At 35.8% G+C, this 19,524-nt stretch carries 16 protein-coding genes; 11 read left to right on the top strand and 5 right to left on the bottom strand.

The features are described from left to right. Positions 1-34 precede the first annotated feature (34 nt). Positions 35-1,636: an ATP-dependent DNA ligase gene (locus tag H600_RS0120940; protein ID WP_026730622.1), complete on the bottom strand. Its 1,602-nt coding sequence runs from the start codon at positions 1,634-1,636 to the stop codon at positions 35-37. A 6-nt stretch (positions 1,637-1,642) separates the two neighbouring features. Continuing rightward, complete coding sequence (locus H600_RS0120945) at positions 1,643-2,695, bottom strand: ligase-associated DNA damage response exonuclease (RefSeq protein WP_026730623.1); 1,053 nt, start codon at positions 2,693-2,695, stop codon at positions 1,643-1,645. A gap of 192 nt (positions 2,696-2,887) precedes the next feature. On the opposite strand from H600_RS0120945, the gene pruA reads away from it, so the two are divergent. Both pruA and H600_RS0120955 read left to right on the top strand, forming a co-directional pair. Then, positions 2,888-4,513 (top strand): L-glutamate gamma-semialdehyde dehydrogenase, encoded by a 1,626-nt coding sequence (gene pruA, locus H600_RS0120950; RefSeq protein ID WP_026730624.1) that lies wholly within the window; start codon positions 2,888-2,890, stop codon positions 4,511-4,513. 271 nt (positions 4,514-4,784) lie between these two features. After that, positions 4,785-5,510, top strand: a complete 726-nt coding sequence (locus H600_RS0120955) for a hypothetical protein (RefSeq protein WP_026730625.1) — start codon at positions 4,785-4,787, stop codon at positions 5,508-5,510. An 84-nt stretch (positions 5,511-5,594) separates the two neighbouring features. On the opposite strand, the gene rsmG is transcribed toward H600_RS0120955, so the two are convergent. Beyond that, positions 5,595-6,224 (bottom strand): 16S rRNA (guanine(527)-N(7))-methyltransferase RsmG, encoded by a 630-nt coding sequence (rsmG, locus tag H600_RS0120960; RefSeq protein ID WP_026730626.1) that lies wholly within the window; start codon positions 6,222-6,224, stop codon positions 5,595-5,597. Positions 6,225-6,331: 107 nt separating this feature from the next. On the opposite strand from rsmG, the gene H600_RS0120965 reads away from it, so the two are divergent. The 7 genes from H600_RS0120965 to H600_RS0120995 all read left to right on the top strand — a co-directional run bounded on the left by H600_RS0120965 (position 6,332) and on the right by H600_RS0120995 (position 14,225). Next, complete coding sequence (locus H600_RS0120965; protein ID WP_026730627.1) at positions 6,332-7,426, top strand: fatty acid desaturase family protein; 1,095 nt, start codon at positions 6,332-6,334, stop codon at positions 7,424-7,426. Between the two features lie 74 nt (positions 7,427-7,500). After that, a complete protein-coding gene (locus tag H600_RS0120970) occupies positions 7,501-8,691 on the top strand; it encodes a pyridoxal phosphate-dependent aminotransferase (protein ID WP_026730628.1) in 1,191 nt (396 codons plus the stop codon). A 372-nt stretch (positions 8,692-9,063) separates the two neighbouring features. After that, on the top strand, positions 9,064-9,519 hold the full coding sequence (locus tag H600_RS0120975; protein WP_026730629.1) for a ferritin-like domain-containing protein: 456 nt from the start codon (positions 9,064-9,066) through the stop codon (positions 9,517-9,519). A 280-nt stretch (positions 9,520-9,799) separates the two neighbouring features. After that, entirely contained in the window at positions 9,800-11,674 is a 1,875-nt protein-coding gene (locus H600_RS0120980; protein WP_026730630.1) for a peptidase U32 family protein, read from the top strand. Positions 11,675-12,130: 456 nt separating this feature from the next. Next, positions 12,131-13,327 carry a formate-dependent phosphoribosylglycinamide formyltransferase gene (purT, locus tag H600_RS0120985; protein WP_280648461.1) on the top strand — a complete coding sequence of 399 codons (1,197 nt, stop codon included), beginning with the start codon at positions 12,131-12,133 and terminating at the stop codon, positions 13,325-13,327. A gap of 2 nt (positions 13,328-13,329) precedes the next feature. Continuing rightward, positions 13,330-13,650, top strand: a complete 321-nt coding sequence (locus tag H600_RS0120990; RefSeq protein WP_026730632.1) for a DUF6370 family protein — start codon at positions 13,330-13,332, stop codon at positions 13,648-13,650. Then, the gene (locus tag H600_RS0120995) at positions 13,650-14,225 is read left to right on the top strand and encodes a Crp/Fnr family transcriptional regulator (protein WP_026730633.1); all 576 of its coding nucleotides are present in this window, start codon (positions 13,650-13,652) and stop codon (positions 14,223-14,225) included. Before H600_RS0120990 ends, H600_RS0120995 begins: the two co-directional genes overlap by 1 nt. Before the next feature lie 109 nt (positions 14,226-14,334). Here the strand turns inward: H600_RS0120995 and aceA are convergent, their stop codons facing one another. Then, positions 14,335-15,615 (bottom strand): isocitrate lyase, encoded by a 1,281-nt coding sequence (aceA, locus tag H600_RS0121000; RefSeq protein WP_026730634.1) that lies wholly within the window; start codon positions 15,613-15,615, stop codon positions 14,335-14,337. A 141-nt stretch (positions 15,616-15,756) separates the two neighbouring features. Continuing rightward, on the bottom strand, positions 15,757-17,358 hold the full coding sequence (gene aceB / locus H600_RS0121005) for a malate synthase A (protein WP_026730635.1): 1,602 nt from the start codon (positions 17,356-17,358) through the stop codon (positions 15,757-15,759). Positions 17,359-17,566: 208 nt separating this feature from the next. Between aceB and H600_RS0121010 the strand changes: the two genes are divergently transcribed. Together H600_RS0121010 and H600_RS0121015 are read left to right on the top strand one after the other, a co-directional pair. Then, complete coding sequence (locus H600_RS0121010; protein WP_026730636.1) at positions 17,567-19,048, top strand: helix-turn-helix domain-containing protein; 1,482 nt, start codon at positions 17,567-17,569, stop codon at positions 19,046-19,048. Positions 19,049-19,055: 7 nt separating this feature from the next. After that, the gene (locus H600_RS0121015) at positions 19,056-19,415 is read left to right on the top strand and encodes a hypothetical protein (protein WP_026730637.1); all 360 of its coding nucleotides are present in this window, start codon (positions 19,056-19,058) and stop codon (positions 19,413-19,415) included. The last annotated feature ends 109 nt before the right edge of the window (positions 19,416-19,524 follow it).

Below are 19,524 nucleotides of genomic sequence, written 5' to 3' on the forward strand. Positions count from 1 at the left end.
TTTGAAACTCTGTTACTTTGTCCCTTTGAATCTTTTACGAAATCATACTTTTTAAATCTTCAATAGAATTGGCTTCTTCTATTTTTTTGTCTTGTCGCCATCTCAAAATCCTTGGAAATCTTGTTGCGATTCCGCTTTTATGTCTTTTGGAAAGTGAGATTCCTTCAAAACCAATTTCAAAAACCAATTGTGGCGTTACACTTCGAACCGGACCAAAACGTTCTAAAGTATTCTTCTTTATAAAATCATCTACTTTCCTGAATTCAGCATCGGTTAAACCGGAATAGGCTTTCGCGAAAGTGACGAGTTCTTTTTCTCCGTTTTCATTATTCTGCCAAAGTGCGAAAGTATAATCGGTAAATAAATTCGAGCGTCGTCCGTGTCCGCGCATGGCGTAGGTCAAAACAGCATCAATTACAAGAGGTTCAATTTTCCATTTCCACCAATCGCCTTTTTTTCTTCCAACTTGGTACGGCGAATTGTTGCGTTTTATCATTAAACCTTCACTTTTCATTTCGCGGGCGCGTTCTCTTTCTTTTGTAATATCTTCCCAAGAAGTTAAAGCAACTCGTTTTGAAAGTTGAAATGTTGCCGTAAAATCTTTTATTTCATCGTATAAATCTTCTAACAATTTTCTTCTTTCTATATACGGTAAATTTCGAATGTCTTTTCCTTCCCATTCTAAAATATCGTATGCTTTTAAAATTACGGGAACTTTTTCCAGCAAATTTGACGATATTGTTTTGCGTCCAATTCTGGCTTGTAAATCATTGAAAGTACCAATTTCATTTTCTGGAAAAGCTAAAATTTCTGCATCAATTACGGTTCCGTTTGGAATCAATCCGACGAAAGATTTAAACTCCGGATATTTATCGGTAACTAACTCCTCGCCTCTTGACCAAACGTAAATCTCGCTTTCGCGGATGATGGTCTGTGACCGAATTCCGTCCCATTTGTGTTCGATCGACCAATCTTCGGGATTTCCTAAATCTTCGACTTCACCTTCAATTGGGTACGCCAAATAAAACGGATACGGTTTTGATAAATAATCGGAACTTTTTTCATCCAAAATCAATTCCTGAAAAGTAATCGTATTCGGATTCCAATTTCCCATTAATTTATAAGCCAAAGCATCTTCATCTACATTTTCCGCTTTTGATAACGCTCTTGTCATTAATTTTTGGCTTACGCCGATTCTGAAACTTCCGGTAATTAATTTGGTAAAAACGAAGCGTTCGTAATAATTTAGAGCAACCCAATTTTCATGTAGATATTCTTTTTTCTCCGAATCGGTTTTCTTTTTTAAGGCAATAATTTCCTGTAGAAATTCGGTTAAACTTTTATCAGAATGTTCTTTTGTGGTTGGAATTATAAGTGCAATTGTTTCAGCCAAATCACCTACTATATGATAACTTTCTTCAAAAAGCCATAATGGAATATTGGCTAATTCATTTGCCCAAAGTCTTAACAAAGTTGTATTAACCGGTCGCGCCGGACGACGATGCGAAAGAATGGCGATTGTCCATACTTTATCTTCTGGCGACGCATTTTTAAAATACGTTGTCAGAGCATCGACTTTTACGTTCGTTTTATTTGAACTGTCCAGCGTTTTTATGAGTTGGGCGAAATTTTTCATTTACATTTAATTTTCAGAAATAATCGAAGTTTCATTTTGATCTATTTCTGCTTTATCCTCTTTTTCCATTTCGGCAGTTTCGCCTTCATATTGTGTTTTTTCGGTTCTGGCGTCGTAACCTAATTCTCTTAAATATTTGGCAAAAATGTCGGTATAACCATGCGTACAGATTACACGTTCTGCACCAGTTGCTTTTACACTTTCCAGTAAAGAATGCCAATCACAATGATCACTTAAAACAAAACCCTTATCGATGGCGCGTCTTCGTCTTGCGCCACGAAAAGCCATCCATCCGCTTGCTGCTCCAGTTACAAATGGTGTCATTTTTCTAATCCAAATACTTCCGTGTGCACTTGGCGGAGCGAGAACAATATTTCCTAAAAGCGCTTCTCTTTTTGTTTCTCTGGTAATTAATTCGGTTGGAGGAAAATCAATCATTGGACGTAAAACATTGGTCATATTTTCGATTGCGCCGTGCGTATATATTTTTCCAATATTGGTATCTAAGTATTTTAAAAGTCTTTGCGCTTTTCCTAAAGAATAGCCAAACAGAATTGAAGTTCTGCCTTCTGCTTTATTTTCGGCCCACCAATTGTTGATTTCGGAAATAACTTCGGCTTGCGGTGTCCAGTTAAAAGCGGGCAATCCAAAAGTGCATTCGGTTATAAATGTGTCGCATTTTACGACTTCGTATGGAGTTGAAATTCCGTCGTCTTCGGTTTTATAATCTCCGGTAAAAACCCAGACTTCGCCTTTGTGTTCGACCCTGATTTGTGAGCTTCCAATAATATGTCCGGAGGGATGAAGGGAAAATTTCACATTATTGACTACAAAGGTTTCTCCCCATTCTTTTCCCGTTACATTTATTTCTCCTAACCGATGACGAATAATAGGAACATTAGTATTATGCGTAATATAATTTTGATGTCCCCAGCGCGCGTGATCAGCATGTCCGTGTGTAATGATCGCATTTTTTACAGGTCGCCACGGATCAAGATAAACATCGGCTTGCTGGCAATAAATACCTTTGTCATTAAAAGCTAAAAGCGGTATTTTCATAGTAATAGAATTAAGACATTCTCTTTTGAAGCAACTCAAATTTAAAGCTTTATAGAATCACTAATTTTACAACTTCACACAATTAGTTTATTAAATTACAACTTTTTAATATTGTATTGTGATAAATTCAAATTATCATTTGTACTTTTGTAAAAAATTAAACAATTCGTAAATTTTAAAATAATTTATCCCATGTTAAAAGGATTCTTTCATGTACCAAAAGCGGTAAACGAGCCTGTAAAAAGCTACGCACCGAACTCACCAGAAAAAGCAGCTGTTCAGGCAGCGTACACCACAATGTGGAATTCTCAAATTGACGTTCCTTTACATATTGGAAGCGAAGAAATTAGAACTGGAAACACAAGAAATATTACAGCTCCTCACGATCACCAACACGTAGTTGGAAAATATCATTTAGCTGAAAAACAACATATTGAAAAAGCAATCGCTAATGCACTTGAATCAAGAAAAGCATGGGCAAACATGGCATGGGAACAACGTGCTGCTATTTTCTTAAAAGCTGCTGAACTTATCGCAGGACCATACAGAGCTCGTATTAACGCAGCAACAATGATTGGTCAGTCTAAAAATATTCACCAGGCAGAAATTGATGCTTCTTGTGAATTAATTGACTTTTTACGTTACAATGTTGAGTTCATGACTCAAATCTACAATGATCAGCCAAAATCAGATTCTTCTGTTTGGAATCGTGTAGAATACAGACCATTAGAAGGTTTTGTATACGCAATTACTCCATTCAACTTTACTGCTATCGCTGCAAACCTTCCTGCAAGCGCTGCAATGATGGGGAATGTTGTTGTTTGGAAACCAAGTGACAGCCAAGTATTTTCTACTAAAATCATTTTGGACGTTTTCAAAGAAGCTGGAGTTCCAGATGGCGTTATCAACGTAGTTTTTGGAGACGCTTTAATGATTACTGATACTGTTTTAGCAAGCCGTGATTTCGCTGGTGTTCACTTTACAGGTTCAACTCACGTATTTAAAGATATTTGGGCTAAAATTGGAGCAAACATCCACAATTACAAAACATACCCAAGAATCGTTGGTGAAACTGGTGGTAAAGATTTTATCATTGCTCATCCAAGCGCAAACGTAAAACAAGTAGTTACTGGAATTACTCGTGGAGCATTTGAATTCCAAGGACAAAAATGTTCTGCAGCTTCTAGAGCTTATATTCCACAAAGTTTATGGCCGGCTGTAAAAGAACAATTAATTACTGACGTAAAATCGATGAAAATGGGTTCTCCAGAAGATTTTGGAAACTTTATTACGGCAGTTATTCACGAAGGCTCTTTTGATAAATTAGCTAGTTATATTGACCAAGCTAAAAAAGATGCTGATGCAGAAATCATCATTGGAGGAAATTACGATAAATCAGTTGGATACTTTATTGAGCCAACAGTTATTGTAACTACAAATCCTAAATATACTACAATGGAAACTGAGTTATTCGGACCAGTTATCACGATTTATGTTTACGAAGATGCAAAATGGGAAGAGACATTAGAATTAGTTGATACTACTTCTGAGTACGCTTTGACCGGAGCGGTTTTCAGCCAAGATCGTTATGCTATTGAAGTAGCTACAACTAAATTGCAAAATGCTGCTGGTAACTTCTACATCAACGACAAACCAACTGGAGCAGTTGTTGGAATGCAACCATTTGGTGGAGCAAGAGCTTCTGGAACTAACGACAAAGCAGGTTCTGCATTGAACTTATTACGTTGGGCTTCTCCAAGAACGATCAAAGAAACGTTTGTAACTCCAGAAGATTACAGATATCCTTTCTTAAGATAATATTAGTTTAAAGTTTCAGGTTTAAAGTTATAAATCTGACTACAGATACAAAGCCGATTCTCTATAGGAATCGGCTTTTTAATTTTATGCTTTTAAATCAAATTATTTGTAGTCTTTTTCTTATACTATTGTATTTCAACCAATTACAACTCTAAAAAAACTTATTCTATCATTTTTAAAACTTTTAGAAACAATTCATTATTAGGCATCAATATACATTTGCCCTGTTATAAAATAAACTGAAAAGAAAATTTAAAAGCGATAAAGAAATATGAAGAACTTGAATACGCCATCAATTATTTTAAAATCAAAATGCATTGGTCATCCAATCGACTTTAAATGGAATAAAAAAAAGGCAGAACAATTTTTAGATTGCCTTGAAAGTAATGAAGATCTTGAAATTGCTTTATCCCATATTAACCACAAAGCTTCAGTCGCTTTGACTGCAGCATTATTAGAATGGGTGCTTTGCCGTTTTTCAGGATACAGCAAAGCCACCAATGATATTCAGGAACGCATTGAAGCATTATGGTGCTCTACAATAAACCTAGAAAGCACAAACCCTTTAGAATTTGATTTAGATCTTAATTTCCCAACTTCGGACCACATCAACGGACCAATTTGGGTGGCGCTTATGACCGCTAGAATGATTGATGTAAATTACAGAAAAGGAACTTATTTTATTCAGAACGAGCTTGCAGGATTAGTCCTTTTAGTGAGACACATTACCCCAAAAAAGAAAGTATTTGATAAATGGTTTAATAAAATCGTTGTCGAATTGGGCCACTTTTATCCTTGCCCATACAAATATGACGAAAACAGAGACGAAGAAGACTTTTATGATTCATCAAACGAACCGGCAATATGTAGAGAGTTTTTCTTTGATTCAGAATTTGAATATACCCCAGAAGCATCAAAAAATGCAGTGAATAATTTCATTAACAATTTAGACTTCAATTCAAATCCATTTATTCACATATCTGAAAAAGCATCTTAATTATAATTCATTTTAAAATGCAAAACCCGATAATACCACTGAAATCAAGTGATCATTATCGGGTTTGTTGTATTTATAACTATCTTACGGTTTGAACTTTAAAGGCAAATGCACCACTTTTTTTGTTTCAAAAAATTCATCTTCAAAATAATCTGCCAAATCGTACAAAGTAGCATTTGGAAAATCTTTCAATTCTTCACTCAAATCACCTCCTTTTAAATAAAGAATTCCATTTTTTAAAGTATGCTTGTTCTGTTTTTTGATTTTATCTTTTATCCAAGAAACAAAGTCAGGCATATTAGTTACAGCGCGGCTAACAATAAAATCAAAATCGCCTTTAACCAATTCGGCACGTTTTTGTTCTGCCTTTACATTCTTTAATTCTAGTGCTTCAGCAACGCCCTGAACCACTCTAATTTTTTTAGCAATAACATCAATTAGATAAAAACGTGTTTCAGGAAACAAAATCGCCAGTGGAATTCCGGGGAAACCACCACCTGTTCCAACATCCAAAACAGTAGTGCCTGGCTCAAATTTCATGATTTTTGCAATTCCCAACGAATGCAAAATGTGTTTTGTATATAAGGAATCAATGTCTTTACGTGAAATAACATTGATTTTTTCATTCCAATCGTGGTATAAAAAGTCTAATTGTTGAAATTGTTTGATTTGAAGATCGGTCAAATCAGGAAAATATTTCAATATCTCATCCATTGCTGTAAATTTTTAACAAAAGTACTACTTTACGATTGAAATATTTAACTCAAATTTGCAAATTGAGAATTTATAATAATTACCTTTGAAAACTATTTAAAATAATTATGAATAACCCTGCACCTACATTTGCAAGACAAGACAATCTGAAGTTTTTCAGAACGCTTAACTCTCGCGTAAACAATTATTTCAAAGAAAATAATATTCAAAAAACTGGAAACTGGAAACTGCATCTAAAAGCTGTTATTCTTTTTGCTGTTTTTTTAACACCATACTTTTTGATCCTTACACTTGATATGCCATTTTGGGTAATGTTATTGTTATCTATCGTAATGGGCGTTGGAATGGCAGGCGTTGGAATGAACGTAATGCACGATGGAAATCACGGTTCTTACTCAAACAAAAGCTGGATTAATAAAATAATGGGGGGTACAATTTATGTTTTGGCTGGAAATGTCTACAATTGGCAGGTTCAACATAACGTATTGCACCACACTTATACTAATATTCCTGGACACGATGAAGATTTAGATGCTGGACGCATCATTCGTTTCACAAAACACGCTGAATGGCATAGTTTTCACCGTTTTCAACATTATTACTCTGTTTTCTTATACGGATTATTGACTTTCAATTGGGCAATTACAACCGATTTCAAACAAATGCGTAATTACCTTAAAAGAAAATTATCTTACGGCGAACCAAAAAGCCCTAAAATTCTTTGGACAACTTTAATCATCACAAAAATCATCTACGCATCAATCTGGATTGTTTTACCAATTGTAATTGGAATTACATGGTGGAAAGTACTTCTTGGATTTTTTGTAATGCACTATACAACAGGATTAATATTAAGTATAGTTTTCCAGTTAGCACACGTTGTTGACCACACAACCAATCCAGAGCCAAATGAATTAGGCGAAATGGACAATACTTGGGCCATTCATCAATTGTACACTACCACTAACTTTGCGCCTAAAAATGCTATCGTAAACTGGTATACAGGTGGATTAAATCATCAAATCGAGCATCATATTTTTCCTAATATCAGTCACATTCACTATGGTAAAATTGCTAAAATCGTAAAAGAAACTGCAAAGGAATGTAACTTACCATATTACGAATATAAAACAATGCGAAGTGCTGTTATTGCTCACTTCAAGCATTTACGAGAATTGGGAATGAAGCCAGAATTAGCATAAAAACTAAAAAAATCTATTAATAATTAACCTTCCTTAAACAACACAGCAAATTTAAGGACATCAAAAATTTTATAATGAATCATATTCTTTCGGACAGAATCAACAACCTTGCGACTTCGCAAACATTAGCAATGGCTGCTTTGGCAAGAGAATTAAAAGCACAAGGAAAAGACATTATCAGTTTAAGTTTAGGCGAGCCTGATTTCAATACGCCAGACTTCATTAAAGAAGCGGTAAAAAAAGCAGTAGACGAAAATTACAGCACATATTCTCCAGTAGAAGGTTACCTTGAATTGAGAGAAGCAATCTGCAGAAAATTCAAAAGAGACAATGATTTGGATTACAAACCAACTCAAATCGTAGTTTCTACAGGAGCAAAACAATCTTTATACAACATTGCACAAGTAATGTTAAACGACGGTGACGAGGTTATCTTGCCGGCACCATACTGGGTTTCTTATTTCGAAATCGTAAAACTTTCTGGCGGAGTTCCGATTGAAGTTCCAACTTCAGTTGAAACAGATTTCAAAATGACCCCAGAGCAATTAGAAGCTGCAATTACACCAAAAACAAAAATGATGTGGTTCTCTTCTCCTTGTAATCCTTCAGGTTCTGTTTACAGCAGAGAAGAATTAACAGCATTGGCAAAAGTTTTAGAAAAACACCCAAATATTTACGTAGTTTCAGACGAAATCTATGAGCACATCAATTTCTCAGGAACTTTCTGCAGCATCGGTTCAATTCCTGGAATGTTAGAAAAAACAATCACTGTAAACGGAGTTGCAAAAGCATTTGCAATGACAGGATACAGAATTGGTTACATTGGAGCACCAGAATTCATTGCAAAAGCATGTACAAAAATTCAGGGACAAGTAACATCTGGAGCAAATTCTGTGGCACAAAGAGCTACAATCACTGCAGTAGATGCTGATCCAAGTGTTTTAAACCATATGGTTGAGGCTTTCCACGGTCGTAGAGATTTAGTAGTTGGATTATTAAAAGAAATCCCAGGCGTAAAAATCAACGTTCCCGAAGGAGCATTCTACGTATTCCCAGACGTTTCTTCTTTCTTCGGAAAAACATTAAAAGGACACGAAATTAAAGATGCAAACGACGTTTCGATGTATCTTTTAGCTGAGGCAAACGTAGCAACAGTAACGGGAGACGCTTTCGGAAACCCGAACTGTATTCGTTTCTCTTATGCAACAAGCAACGACATCTTAAAAGAAGCATTACGCAGAATCAAAGAAGCTTTGACTGCATAACAATATAATAAGTTTTATTAAAACGGCTTAAGGTTCAAAAGTTTCATCACTTTTATACTTTAAGCTGTTTTTTTTATGAAGTTATTTTGGGCGTGCACCGCCGAAAAAGGCGGGTCGGGCTTTCGGCTATATCTTTTATTCCGCTCCGCTTCATAAAAGGATACCGCCTCAATCCCTCACGCAAACCGTAAAACGAAAATATTCATTTTCAAAAGAAAAAAATCCCCGAGATCTGCTAAATCTGCGAGAGAAAAATTTTTACTTTCAAAATTCCCATTCTACAATATTATAAAACCACACATCTAATCCTGTAAAACATAACACCTTATAAGTTCTGAAATTTGTAATGTATTAATTAAAAAACTATTAGTCATGACAAATACAGATGTAAACACAGATGAAACCGTAAAAACCTTAAACGGATTAATTTCAATTCTTGAAGACGGAAAACTAGGATACACAAATGCCGCTGAACATGTAGAAAATCTAGCCATGAAAGCCGATTTTCTTGATTATGCCCGCGAACGAGCTTTATTTATTGTAGAACTACAAGACGAAATCAATAAACTTGGAAAATCTACTGACACTTCAGGGGGCGGACCATTAGGCGCCTTACACCGTACCTGGATCGATATTAAATCTTCTTTTACAGGAGGCGACACCAAAGCAATCATCAACGCTTGCGTTACGGGTGAAGAAGCTGCAATTGAAAAATACAAAATGGCACTCGAAGAGAATCACCTTGAGCATAGTCAAGTTTATATTGTTTCAAAACAATTAAACAGCATTCAAAACACTTTATCACAAATTAAAATGAGAGCAAATTAATATCATTGAAGCTTTTGTTTTAGAAAAACTGCTTGGTTTAAATAACCAAGCAGTTTTTTTGTTCTACCTGATGACAAATCTCTAAAATGGATGAATCCCGAAAGAACGATTTAATTTGCAGCAACGGATTTTAATTCGTTGAGAAAGATACAGAGTCGAATCATTCCATATTAAGTTAACAATTTCAAAAAAATCGCTTCATCACTAGCAAACTCGAATAATTTATTAGACCTTTGCACACTTTTTTTCGGGAATACCACAAAAGTCTAAAGTTTTAGAAATGAAGAAGAAAATCGAAATATTAGCTCCTGCTAGAGATTTAATTGGAGGAATCGCTGCCATAAATAGTGGTGCCGATGCTGTGTATATTGGTGCACCGCAATTTGGTGCACGTTCTAATGCCAACAATTCAATCGAAGATGTTGCCGAACTGGTAAAATACGCACACTTATTTAACGCTCAGGTTTTTGTAGTTATCAATACTATTTTATATGATAACGAATTAGAAACTTGTCGTGCCATGATTTGGGAATTATACGATATTGGTGTCGATGCGTTAATTATTCAGGATATGGCGATTATGGAAATGGACTTGCCTCCAATCGTACTTCATGCCAGTACACAAGCTAATAATCGTGATGCCGATAAAATAAAATTCTTAAAAGACGCTGGTATTAAACGTGTAGTTTTAGCACGTGAATTAAACTTGCATCAAATCAAAACAATATACGATCACGCTGATGTTGAATTAGAGTTTTTCGTAACTGGAGCTTTATGTGTTTCCTTTAGCGGAAACTGTTATATGAGTGTGGCCAACGGAGAACGAAGCGCGAATCGTGGTTCATGCGCACAAAACTGCCGTTTACCATACAACTTAATCGACGGAAATGGAGATACTTTAATCAGAAACAGTCACTTGCTTTCGATTAAAGATTTAGATATTTCAGACCAGATTCCGAATTTGATCGAAGCGGGAATCGTTTCTTTCAAAATCGAAGGTCGATTAAAAGATGTGGCTTACGTTAAAAACAACGTGTCTTATCTTCGTCAAAAATTAGATAGTTATTTAGAAGGTCCGGGAAGCGATAAATACACAAAAGCTTCTTCTGGAAAATGTACGTATACTTTTGATTCTGCATTAAACAGAACTTTCAACCGTGGCTATACTGATTATTTCGTTAACGAAAGACATAGCTCAATTGGTTCTTGGGAAAGCCCAAAATCAAAAGGGCAATATATCGGTAAATTAATTCGAACTGTTGGCGGTGCTTACGAAATCGAAAACGGCGAATTATTAAACAACGGCGACGGACTTTGCTTCATCAACGAAAATAACGAAGCTGACGGAATCTACGTAAACAAAGCCGAAAACGGAAAAGTATATCCAAACGTTTTAAAAGAAGTAAAAGACGGAACTTTCATTTACAGAAATAACGACGCTGCTTTCATCAAAATTGTGGAAAGAGAAGATAGTGCCGTGCGTAAATTAAGTACAACTTTATTGCTTACTGAAACTGAAACTGGTTTCGAATTAATCGCAACCGACGAAGACGGAAACGTAAGTACGGTAAATTTAGAACACCCAAAAGAGCAAACAAAAACAGGCGAATCTATAGAAGAAAACATCAAAACACAATTAGCAAAAACAGGTTTTACGCCTTATACAGCTGATGAAATCAATATTATGTTTTCTCAAAACTGGTTCCTGCCTATTTCAAAAATTAACGAAATGAGAAGAACAGTTTACGATCAGTTAACAGAAATTCGTCTCGCAAATTACGTTCGTGAAGAACACCAATTGGTAAAAACGTCGCATCCGTATCCAGAAACTAAACTGGATTTCATGTACAACGTTTCGAACAAAACAGCTCGTAAATTCTACGAACGCCACGGTGTTACCGAAATCGAAAAAGCATTCGAATTACAATGGGATCCAGGAAAATCTCGAGTAATGACAACCAAATATTGCATCAAATACGAATTGAAAAAATGCCCAATACACCAAAAAGACATCGTTGGTGTCAAGGTAAAAGAGCCACTAGTATTAAAACAAGGTGAGCTTGAATACAAACTAAAATTCAACTGCAAACCCTGCGAAATGGAAATCTGGGAAAAAGATGCTGAATTTGAAATTGAAGAAGATCATTTTCATTAATATACAAACCGATACTTTTTAAAAGAAGTATCGGTTTTTTATTTTGGGCGTGTCCCTCCGGGTCGGGCTATCCGTTTCAAGTCCTCGCCTGTTCGTTCCTCACGGCTGTGGGCTTTCCACTTCTATCCCTCACGCAAACGGTTTTATAATAGCGTTTTCGTTTAAAATTCCCCGAATCTTGTCATTTCGGAACGAGAAATCGCACTAGAAACTCCGCAATCAAAATCGCCAATCTTTGTCGAATCCCGAGTGTGATTTCTCGTTCCTCGAAATGACAAACTGTGTGGTTAGTTTATCTAAAAGACAAGCTAGTTATTAAATTAAATCTGCCGAATCCCCAAAATCTGCGAGAGAAATTCTTTGCGCCATTTTTTATCTTAAAAACAAAAACTTAGCGTTCTTCGTGTAATTCTTTGCTCCCGATAGCTATCGGGATTGCGGTTAAAAACATTTTTAATTACTTTTACTACTCAAACATTACAACCCTCCAAAATGAAAATACTACTCTTAGGTTCAGGCGAGTTAGGCAAAGAATTTGTCATTGCTGCACAACGAATCGGACAAACCATAATTGCAGTTGACAGTTACGAAAATGCTCCAGCCATGCAAGTTGCTCACGGTTTTGAAGTCATTAATATGCTCGACGGCGAAGCGCTTGACAGAATTGTAGCCAAACACAAACCAGACTTTATAGTTCCTGAAATAGAAGCCATTCGCACGGAACGTTTTTACGATTACGAAAAACAAGGAATCACGGTTGTCCCTTCAGCGAAGGCGGCAAACTTTACCATGAACCGTAAAGCCATTCGTGATTTAGCATCAAAAGAACTTGGGCTAAGAACTGCCAAATACCAATACGCAACTTCTGCAGAAGAACTTCAAAAAGCCGTTCAGGAAGTTGGAATTCCTTGTGTAGTAAAACCATTGATGTCTTCGTCAGGAAAAGGGCAATCAACAATCAAAACAGAAAGTGATATCGAAAAAGCATGGCAATATGCCGTTGCGGGTTCGCGTGGAGATGTTATCGAAGTGATTGTTGAAGCTTTTGTAAATTTCGATTCTGAAATTACACTTTTAACCATTACGCAAAACGGCAACCCTACTTTGTTTTGTGCGCCAATTGGCCACAGACAAGAAAGAGGCGATTATCAGGAAAGCTGGCAACCGGCTTTGGTTTCTGAAAAAGATTTGTACGAAGCACAAGATATGGCCGAAAAAATCACCGAAGCACTTGGCGGAGCTGGACTTTTTGGCGTTGAATTTTTCCTGACTAAAGAAGGAGTTTATTTCTCAGAACTTTCTCCGCGTCCGCATGATACCGGAATGGTAACTTTGGCCGGAACACAAAATTTCAACGAATTTGAATTGCATTTAAGAGCAATCTTAAGTCTTCCGATTTTCGAAATTACTTTAGAAAAAGCTGGAGCAAGCGCCGTGATTTTAGCTTCACAAGATTCGACAAACCCAACTTTTACCGGAATCGAAAAAGTAGCCGCTTTACCAAAAACTGATTTCAGGATTTTCGGAAAACCAACATCAAGACCTTACCGAAGAATGGGAGTTGTTTTAAGTCACGATACACTTTCCACTCCAATAAATGAAGTAACAGAACGCGCCAAAGAAACGGCAAAATTAATAACTGTAAACTCTTAAAAATGAAAAAACTAATATTCATGACTTTCCTTTTTATCGGAATTTCAACTCAGGCTCAAGACAAAAAGAAATTTGACCAACCAACTGTAGTAGAAGCTTCTTGTGGAGAATGCCAATTTGGAATGAAAGGTAAAAGCTGTGATTTAGCCGTTCGAATTGACGGAAAATCGTATTTTGTTGAAGGAACAAAAATTGATCAGCATGGTGATGCTCATGCAAAAGACGGATTCTGCAACGCGATCAGAAAAGCTTCTGTTACAGGGCAAATCAAAGGAAATAAATTTATCGCTACTTCATTTACCTTAATTGACGATAAAAAATAATGGAATTAATTCTCCAAAATATCGCCAAACACGTTTCTTTGACACCAGAAGAACAAGTACTTTTTTTATCGAAACTAGAAACAAATACTTATAAAGCCAAAACGGTTTTGTTGAACGCTGGTGAAGTCTGCAAACATTCATATTTTGTAAACTCAGGAATTTTAAGAAGTTTCAATATCAACGACAATATTGTTGAACATGTACTTTCTTTCGCTTGCGAAGGCTGGTGGATAAGCGATATGTACAGCTATTTTTCTGAAAAACCAGGACAACTTTTTATTGAAGTTTTAGAAGAAGCTGAAGTGGTTTCTTTATCCAAAGTAAATCAGGAACAATTATATCTTGAAATTCCAAAACTAGAACGTTTTTTTAGAATTTTAATCGAGAATTCTTTAGTTGCCAACCAACAAAGATTAATGGATAATTTAAGCTTGCCTGCAGAAGAACGTTTTGAAAAATTCACTAAGAAATACGGAACATTGGTTCACAAAGTTCCTCAAAAACAAATTGCTTCTTTCATTGGCGTAACACCCGAATTCTTTAGTAAAATGAAAGCTCGACTTTTGAAAAAATAAAATTAAACCATTAAGACATTAAGAATCATTAAGCTAGACTTAATCTTTCTTATTTTTTAAGAATATAAAGCTTAACTTTCTTAATATCTTAATGGTTGAAAAAAAAGAATTAAAATTGCTCAACCTCCGTAGAATGCTCCATTGCGGTTATTGCTGATTTTCCTAGCATTACTGTGTTTTGAACCGCATCAAAATAAGAAGTCCCAACAAAAGCTTGGTGTTTTACCGCTCTGAATCCGTTTTTCTGTAAAGCAAATTCGCGTTCCTGCAATTCAGAATAACCTGCCATACCGCGCTCTTTATACGCTTTTGATAATTCAAACATACTCGTATTCAAAGCATGGAATCCTGCTAAAGTGATGAATTGGAAACTATATCCCATTGCTGCCAAATCTTCTCTGAAAGTTTCCATTTCGGCAACTGATAATTTCGCCGCCCAATTGAAAGATGGCGAACAATTGTATGCTAACATTTTATCTGGAAATTCTTTTTTCATTGCTTTTGCAAACTTTCTAGCATAATCCAAATCCGGATTACTGGTTTCCATCCAAATTAAATCGGCGTAGGGCGCATAGCTCAATCCTCTCGCAATTCCCTGATCGATTCCATTTTTAACGTAAAAGAAACCTTCGGCCGTTTTTTCTCCTGTCAAAAACTTTCTATCTCTTGGATCTGCGTCGCTCGTTAATAAATTGGCCGCATCGGCATCTGTTCTTGCAACAATTAAAGTTGAAACTCCCATAACATCTGAAGCCAGTCGCGCTGCAATTAATTTATTGATCGCTTCTTGAGTTGGAACCAAAACTTTCCCTCCCAAGTGTCCGCACTTTTTAGCAGAACTTAATTGATCTTCAAAATGAACTCCAGAAGCTCCAGCTTCGATCATCGATTTCATTAATTCGAAAGCATTTAGGTTTCCCCCAAAACCTGCTTCGGCATCAGCCACAATCGGAACCAGATAATCTTTTTTACCTTCAATTTTATTTACATTCTGAATCTGATCAGCACGCAACAAAGCATTATTGATCTTTTTTACCACCATTGGTACGCTGTTTACCGGATAAAGTGATTGGTCAGGATACATTTCGCCAGCCAGATTTGCATCGGCAGCAACCTGCCATCCGCTCAAATAAATCGCTTCTAAACCCGCATCGACCTCTTGAATCGCCTGATTTCCAGTCAAAGCTCCCAACCCCGCAACATAATCCTGACTTTTTAACTTTCTCCATAATTTTTCCGCACCCATTTTGGCAATAGAATGCTCAATTTTATACGATCCCTGAAGCGCCACAACTTCGCTTGCAGTGTAAGGACGTTCAACACCTTTCCATCTTGGGTTCGTGATCCAATCGTTAATCAATTCCTGAATTCTGTCTTCTGTTGTTTTCATAAATAATATAGTTAAGTTGGTTAGTAAGTAATAGTGTTGTGTGATTTCCTGCAAGGTCTTTTTTTGACCTTGTAGGTTTTGTATTCTTGACAAAATACCTACAAGGTTTTCAAAACCTTGCAGGAATTCAAATCAATTCTTCTATAAATACTTATAGCAAGGAATGGTTAGAAAATCTACAAAATGCAAATTTACCACTAGCCTTTCCAGCATTTTTTCTGCTAATGGAAATTGCTGTTTTTCATGGTTTTCTGCTCCTAATTCTTCCTTTATTTTTCGGCATTCATCTAAAGCCAATTCGTGATAATACGCCAAATTTAATTTCCGTCCATTATCTAAAATCACTTTATTCTGAAGCCATTGCCACAATTGCGATCTCGAAATTTCGGCTGTTGCTGCATCTTCCATCAAATTATGAAGCGCCGCTGCGCCTTGTCCGTTCAACCATGAAGCCAGATACAAAACTGCAACATTGATATTTTTTCGAACGCCATTTTCAGTGATGATTCCTATTGGCGGTTCGATCAAATCCGCTTCTGTAATTTTTCGATGTTCTCTTTTAATATGAATCTGATTTGGAGTTGGCATTCCTTTATCAAAGATTTCTTTTGCTATTGCAACCAAATCTGGATGCGCTACCCAAGTTCCATCATGGCCGTTTCGAACTTCGCGCTCTTTATCGGTTTTTACTTTTGCGAAAGCGATAGCATTGGCTTCTTCATTATTCCGAATCGGAATCTGTGCGGCCATTCCGCCGATCGCATGAATTCCTCTTTTGTGGCATCTTTGAATTACTAGATTCGAATAAGCATTCATAAAAGGTGAAGTCATAGTTACCTGATCGCGATCCGGAACAATGAACTTTGGATTTTTTCTGAACTTTTTGATGTATGAAAAAATATAATCCCAACGCCCGCAGTTTAAGCCAACGATATGTTCTTTTAATTCGTAAATAATTTCATCTAATTGAAAACTTGCGGTTATAGTCTCAATTAAAACCGTCACTTTTATCGTTCCTCTCTTCAGTTTTAAATAATCCTCGGTAAAATCAATTACAGTATTCCACCAACGCGCTTCCAGATAATGTTCCAATTTCGGAATGTAGAAATACGGTCCAGAATTGTTTTCTAAAAGTCGTTTATGATTATGAAAAACATATAAACCAAAATCTACCAAAGAGCCTGATACTTCATTTCCTTCAATTAAAATGTGCTTTTCTGGTAAATGCAATCCTCTCGGGCGAACAATCAGTGTTGCGATTTTTTCATTTAAATGATAGGATTTTTGTTTTACCAAATCCGTATAAGTGATTGTTTTGTTAACCGCATCGATTAGATTTACTTGCCCATCCATTAAATTTTGCCAAGTTGGTGAAGTACTATCCTCAAAATCGGCCATGAAGGTTTTTGCTCCCGAATTCAACGCGTTGATAATCATTTTTCGATCAACTGGTCCGGTAATCTCTACTCTTCGGTCTAATAAATCTTTCGGAATTTCGCCAGCTGTCCAATTGCCTTCTCTGACACTTTTGGTTTCCGGAATAAAAACCGGCATGATTCCCTGATCAAAAGTGACTTGTTTTTGTTCGCGTTGCAAAAGCAATAGTTTTCGCTGTGATTCGAATTTTCTATGCAATTCGGTTATAAAAACAATCGCTTCTTCTGTCCAGATTTTTGGATAACGAAGCTTTTTTTCGGCTAAAAATTCCATTGCCGTTTCGGTAATTTCTAATTGGTTTTTCATAGCTGTGGTTTTATTTTTTTATTAGAAAAAAATCTTGTCGTTACATCATTGTTCATTCATTTCGGAATATCAGAATCGTAACGTTTTGATTTTTAATAATTTCTACATGACAATATTATAAAAAAGTTTTTTACAAAACAAGCGAACGTTCGCTAAAATTAAAAAATAATTTTTTGGCGATTATTTTTAGAATAACTATATTTGGTTCATGGATATCGAAAAAGACTATATAAAGCTGATCTTCGGACTAAAATTGAAGCAAGTCAGAACGCAAAAAAATCTGTCTCTTTTTGGCTTGGCCAAACTGACAAATCTTTCAAAATCTTATTTAAACGAGATTGAAAAGGGTAAAAAATATCCAAAAACAGATAAAATTTTATTGCTCTGCGAACATTTGGATGTGACTTACGACCAAATGGTGTCTTTAAAACTCGATAACAACCTCGCTCCGATTGGCGAAATATTAAAATCCGGAATTTTAAAAGAGATTCCGCTAGAGCTTTTCGGAATTCAGGAAGCCGATTTAATTGATATTATTGCCAATGCTCCCGCAAAAGTCAACGCGTTTATTAGTACGATTATCGAAATTGCACAGCATTATAATTTAAGTCGTGAAAGCTTCTTTTTGGCTTCTTTGCGTTCGTATCAGGAAGCGCATAGCAATTATTTTGAAGATTTAGAAGAAAAGGTAATTGCGTTTTCGAAGTCGTTTCAAATTAATTTGGATTCTAAAATCACCGTAGAAGAATTAGAGGCGATTTTGAAAGAAGAATACGAATACAATATCAAAGAAATTGCTTTTACAGATCAGGAAGCATTAGACGATTTGCGTTCGATTTATGTCCCGAAAAGCAAGACTTTATTGCTTTCTACAGAACTTGACGCTCCGCAAAAAGCTTTTATTTTGGCTAAAGAAATTGCTTATAATTACTTGAAAATTTCAGATCGTCTGCTGACTTTCAGCTGGATTAAATTTGAAAATTTCGATCAGGTTTTGCATAACTTTTACGCTTCTTATTTTGCTGGCGCTTTATTGTTGCCAAGAAAATTGGTTGTAGACAAAATCAATCTTTTTTTAGAAAACGAAAATCCAAAACCGGAAGAATTTGTTCAATTAATTGAAAGTTTTGAAGTATCGCCTGAATCTTTTTATCAGCGATTGACCAATTTATTGCCAAAAGATTTTCAGCTGAAAAACCTTTTTTTCTTAAGATTGTCACACAAAATTGGTTCTGATTTTTATCAGATAAATAAAGAATTGCACATTACGCATCAGCAGGAACCGCATGCTAATGAAACCAACGAACATTATTGCAGAAGATGGGTTTCTATCAAAACTATAGACGAAGCCATCAAACAAAATAAATCTCATTTTTTTGATGCTCAAATTTCGAGTTATGCCAACAGCGGAAACGAGTATCTGGTTTTTTCATCGGCTACAAAAGATCCTTTTGCGGAGAATGTTATCCGTAGTATTTCCGTTGGAATTTTGATTAATCCGACGATGAAAAAGAAATTCAAATTCATTGACGGAAAACCTTTGGTCAAAAGAATTGTTGGTGTAACTTGCGAGACCTGTGCTGTACAAGATTGTTTAGAAAGAAGCGCTCCTCCTATTGTTTTAGAAAAGGAAAAGCGCCATGAAAATACCGATGCAGTTGTACAGCAGTTTATTAATCAATACAGTTAGAATAATTATGAAATATCTTGTTTTACTAATAACATTGCTTTCTATTAACTCCTATCAGAAAACAGACAAACTGAACGGCCGATACAATTATGTAATAGAAGAGAACGATTCCTATATCCAAAAAGATAAAATCACTTTTAAGGATAGTGTTTTTGTGTTTGACAATAAGTTTATGCCGAAAGGAAAAATTTCGTACGGAAACAAAATTCTACTGGACAATTTTATGAATATCGATTTGATTATAAGCATTGATAAAGAACAAATTACAAAAGATACCATTCCGTTTTTCATGCATGACAAGAATAGTTTGTCTGCAAATTACCTTGATGAAATAGTTGGAAAAGGAAAATTGATTAGGATTAAATAATACAAGTTTTTAATAATCTCGTAATCCCGATAGCTATCGGGAGGGAAGTCGCAAAGTTTATTTTTTCTTTGAACATAATAATCTATACTCAATATTGTCATCTCGACTA

Origin of the sequence: Flavobacterium denitrificans DSM 15936, assembly GCF_000425445.1 — a bacterium.
GTDB lineage: Bacteria > Bacteroidota > Bacteroidia > Flavobacteriales > Flavobacteriaceae > Flavobacterium > Flavobacterium denitrificans.

Excerpts from the sequence above, each read along its gene's own strand:
- pruA (WP_026730624.1), top strand. The coding sequence starts at position 2,888 with ATGTTAAAAGGATTCTTTCATGTACCAAAAGCGGTAAACGAGCCTGTA.
- H600_RS0121010 (WP_026730636.1), top strand. The coding sequence starts at position 17,567 with ATGGATATCGAAAAAGACTATATAAAGCTGATCTTCGGACTAAAATTG.
- H600_RS0120975 (WP_026730629.1), top strand. The coding sequence starts at position 9,064 with ATGACAAATACAGATGTAAACACAGATGAAACCGTAAAAACCTTAAAC.
- H600_RS0120955 (WP_026730625.1), top strand. The coding sequence starts at position 4,785 with ATGAAGAACTTGAATACGCCATCAATTATTTTAAAATCAAAATGCATT.
- aceB (WP_026730635.1), bottom strand. The coding sequence starts at position 17,358 with ATGAAAAACCAATTAGAAATTACCGAAACGGCAATGGAATTTTTAGCC.
- H600_RS0120970 (WP_026730628.1), top strand. The coding sequence starts at position 7,501 with ATGAATCATATTCTTTCGGACAGAATCAACAACCTTGCGACTTCGCAA.
- H600_RS0120945 (WP_026730623.1), bottom strand. The coding sequence starts at position 2,695 with ATGAAAATACCGCTTTTAGCTTTTAATGACAAAGGTATTTATTGCCAG.
- H600_RS0120980 (WP_026730630.1), top strand. The coding sequence starts at position 9,800 with ATGAAGAAGAAAATCGAAATATTAGCTCCTGCTAGAGATTTAATTGGA.
- H600_RS0120995 (WP_026730633.1), top strand. The coding sequence starts at position 13,650 with ATGGAATTAATTCTCCAAAATATCGCCAAACACGTTTCTTTGACACCA.
- H600_RS0120990 (WP_026730632.1), top strand. The coding sequence starts at position 13,330 with ATGAAAAAACTAATATTCATGACTTTCCTTTTTATCGGAATTTCAACT.
- rsmG (WP_026730626.1), bottom strand. The coding sequence starts at position 6,224 with ATGGATGAGATATTGAAATATTTTCCTGATTTGACCGATCTTCAAATC.
- H600_RS0120940 (WP_026730622.1), bottom strand. The coding sequence starts at position 1,636 with ATGAAAAATTTCGCCCAACTCATAAAAACGCTGGACAGTTCAAATAAA.
- aceA (WP_026730634.1), bottom strand. The coding sequence starts at position 15,615 with ATGAAAACAACAGAAGACAGAATTCAGGAATTGATTAACGATTGGATC.
- H600_RS0120965 (WP_026730627.1), top strand. The coding sequence starts at position 6,332 with ATGAATAACCCTGCACCTACATTTGCAAGACAAGACAATCTGAAGTTT.
- H600_RS0121015 (WP_026730637.1), top strand. The coding sequence starts at position 19,056 with ATGAAATATCTTGTTTTACTAATAACATTGCTTTCTATTAACTCCTAT.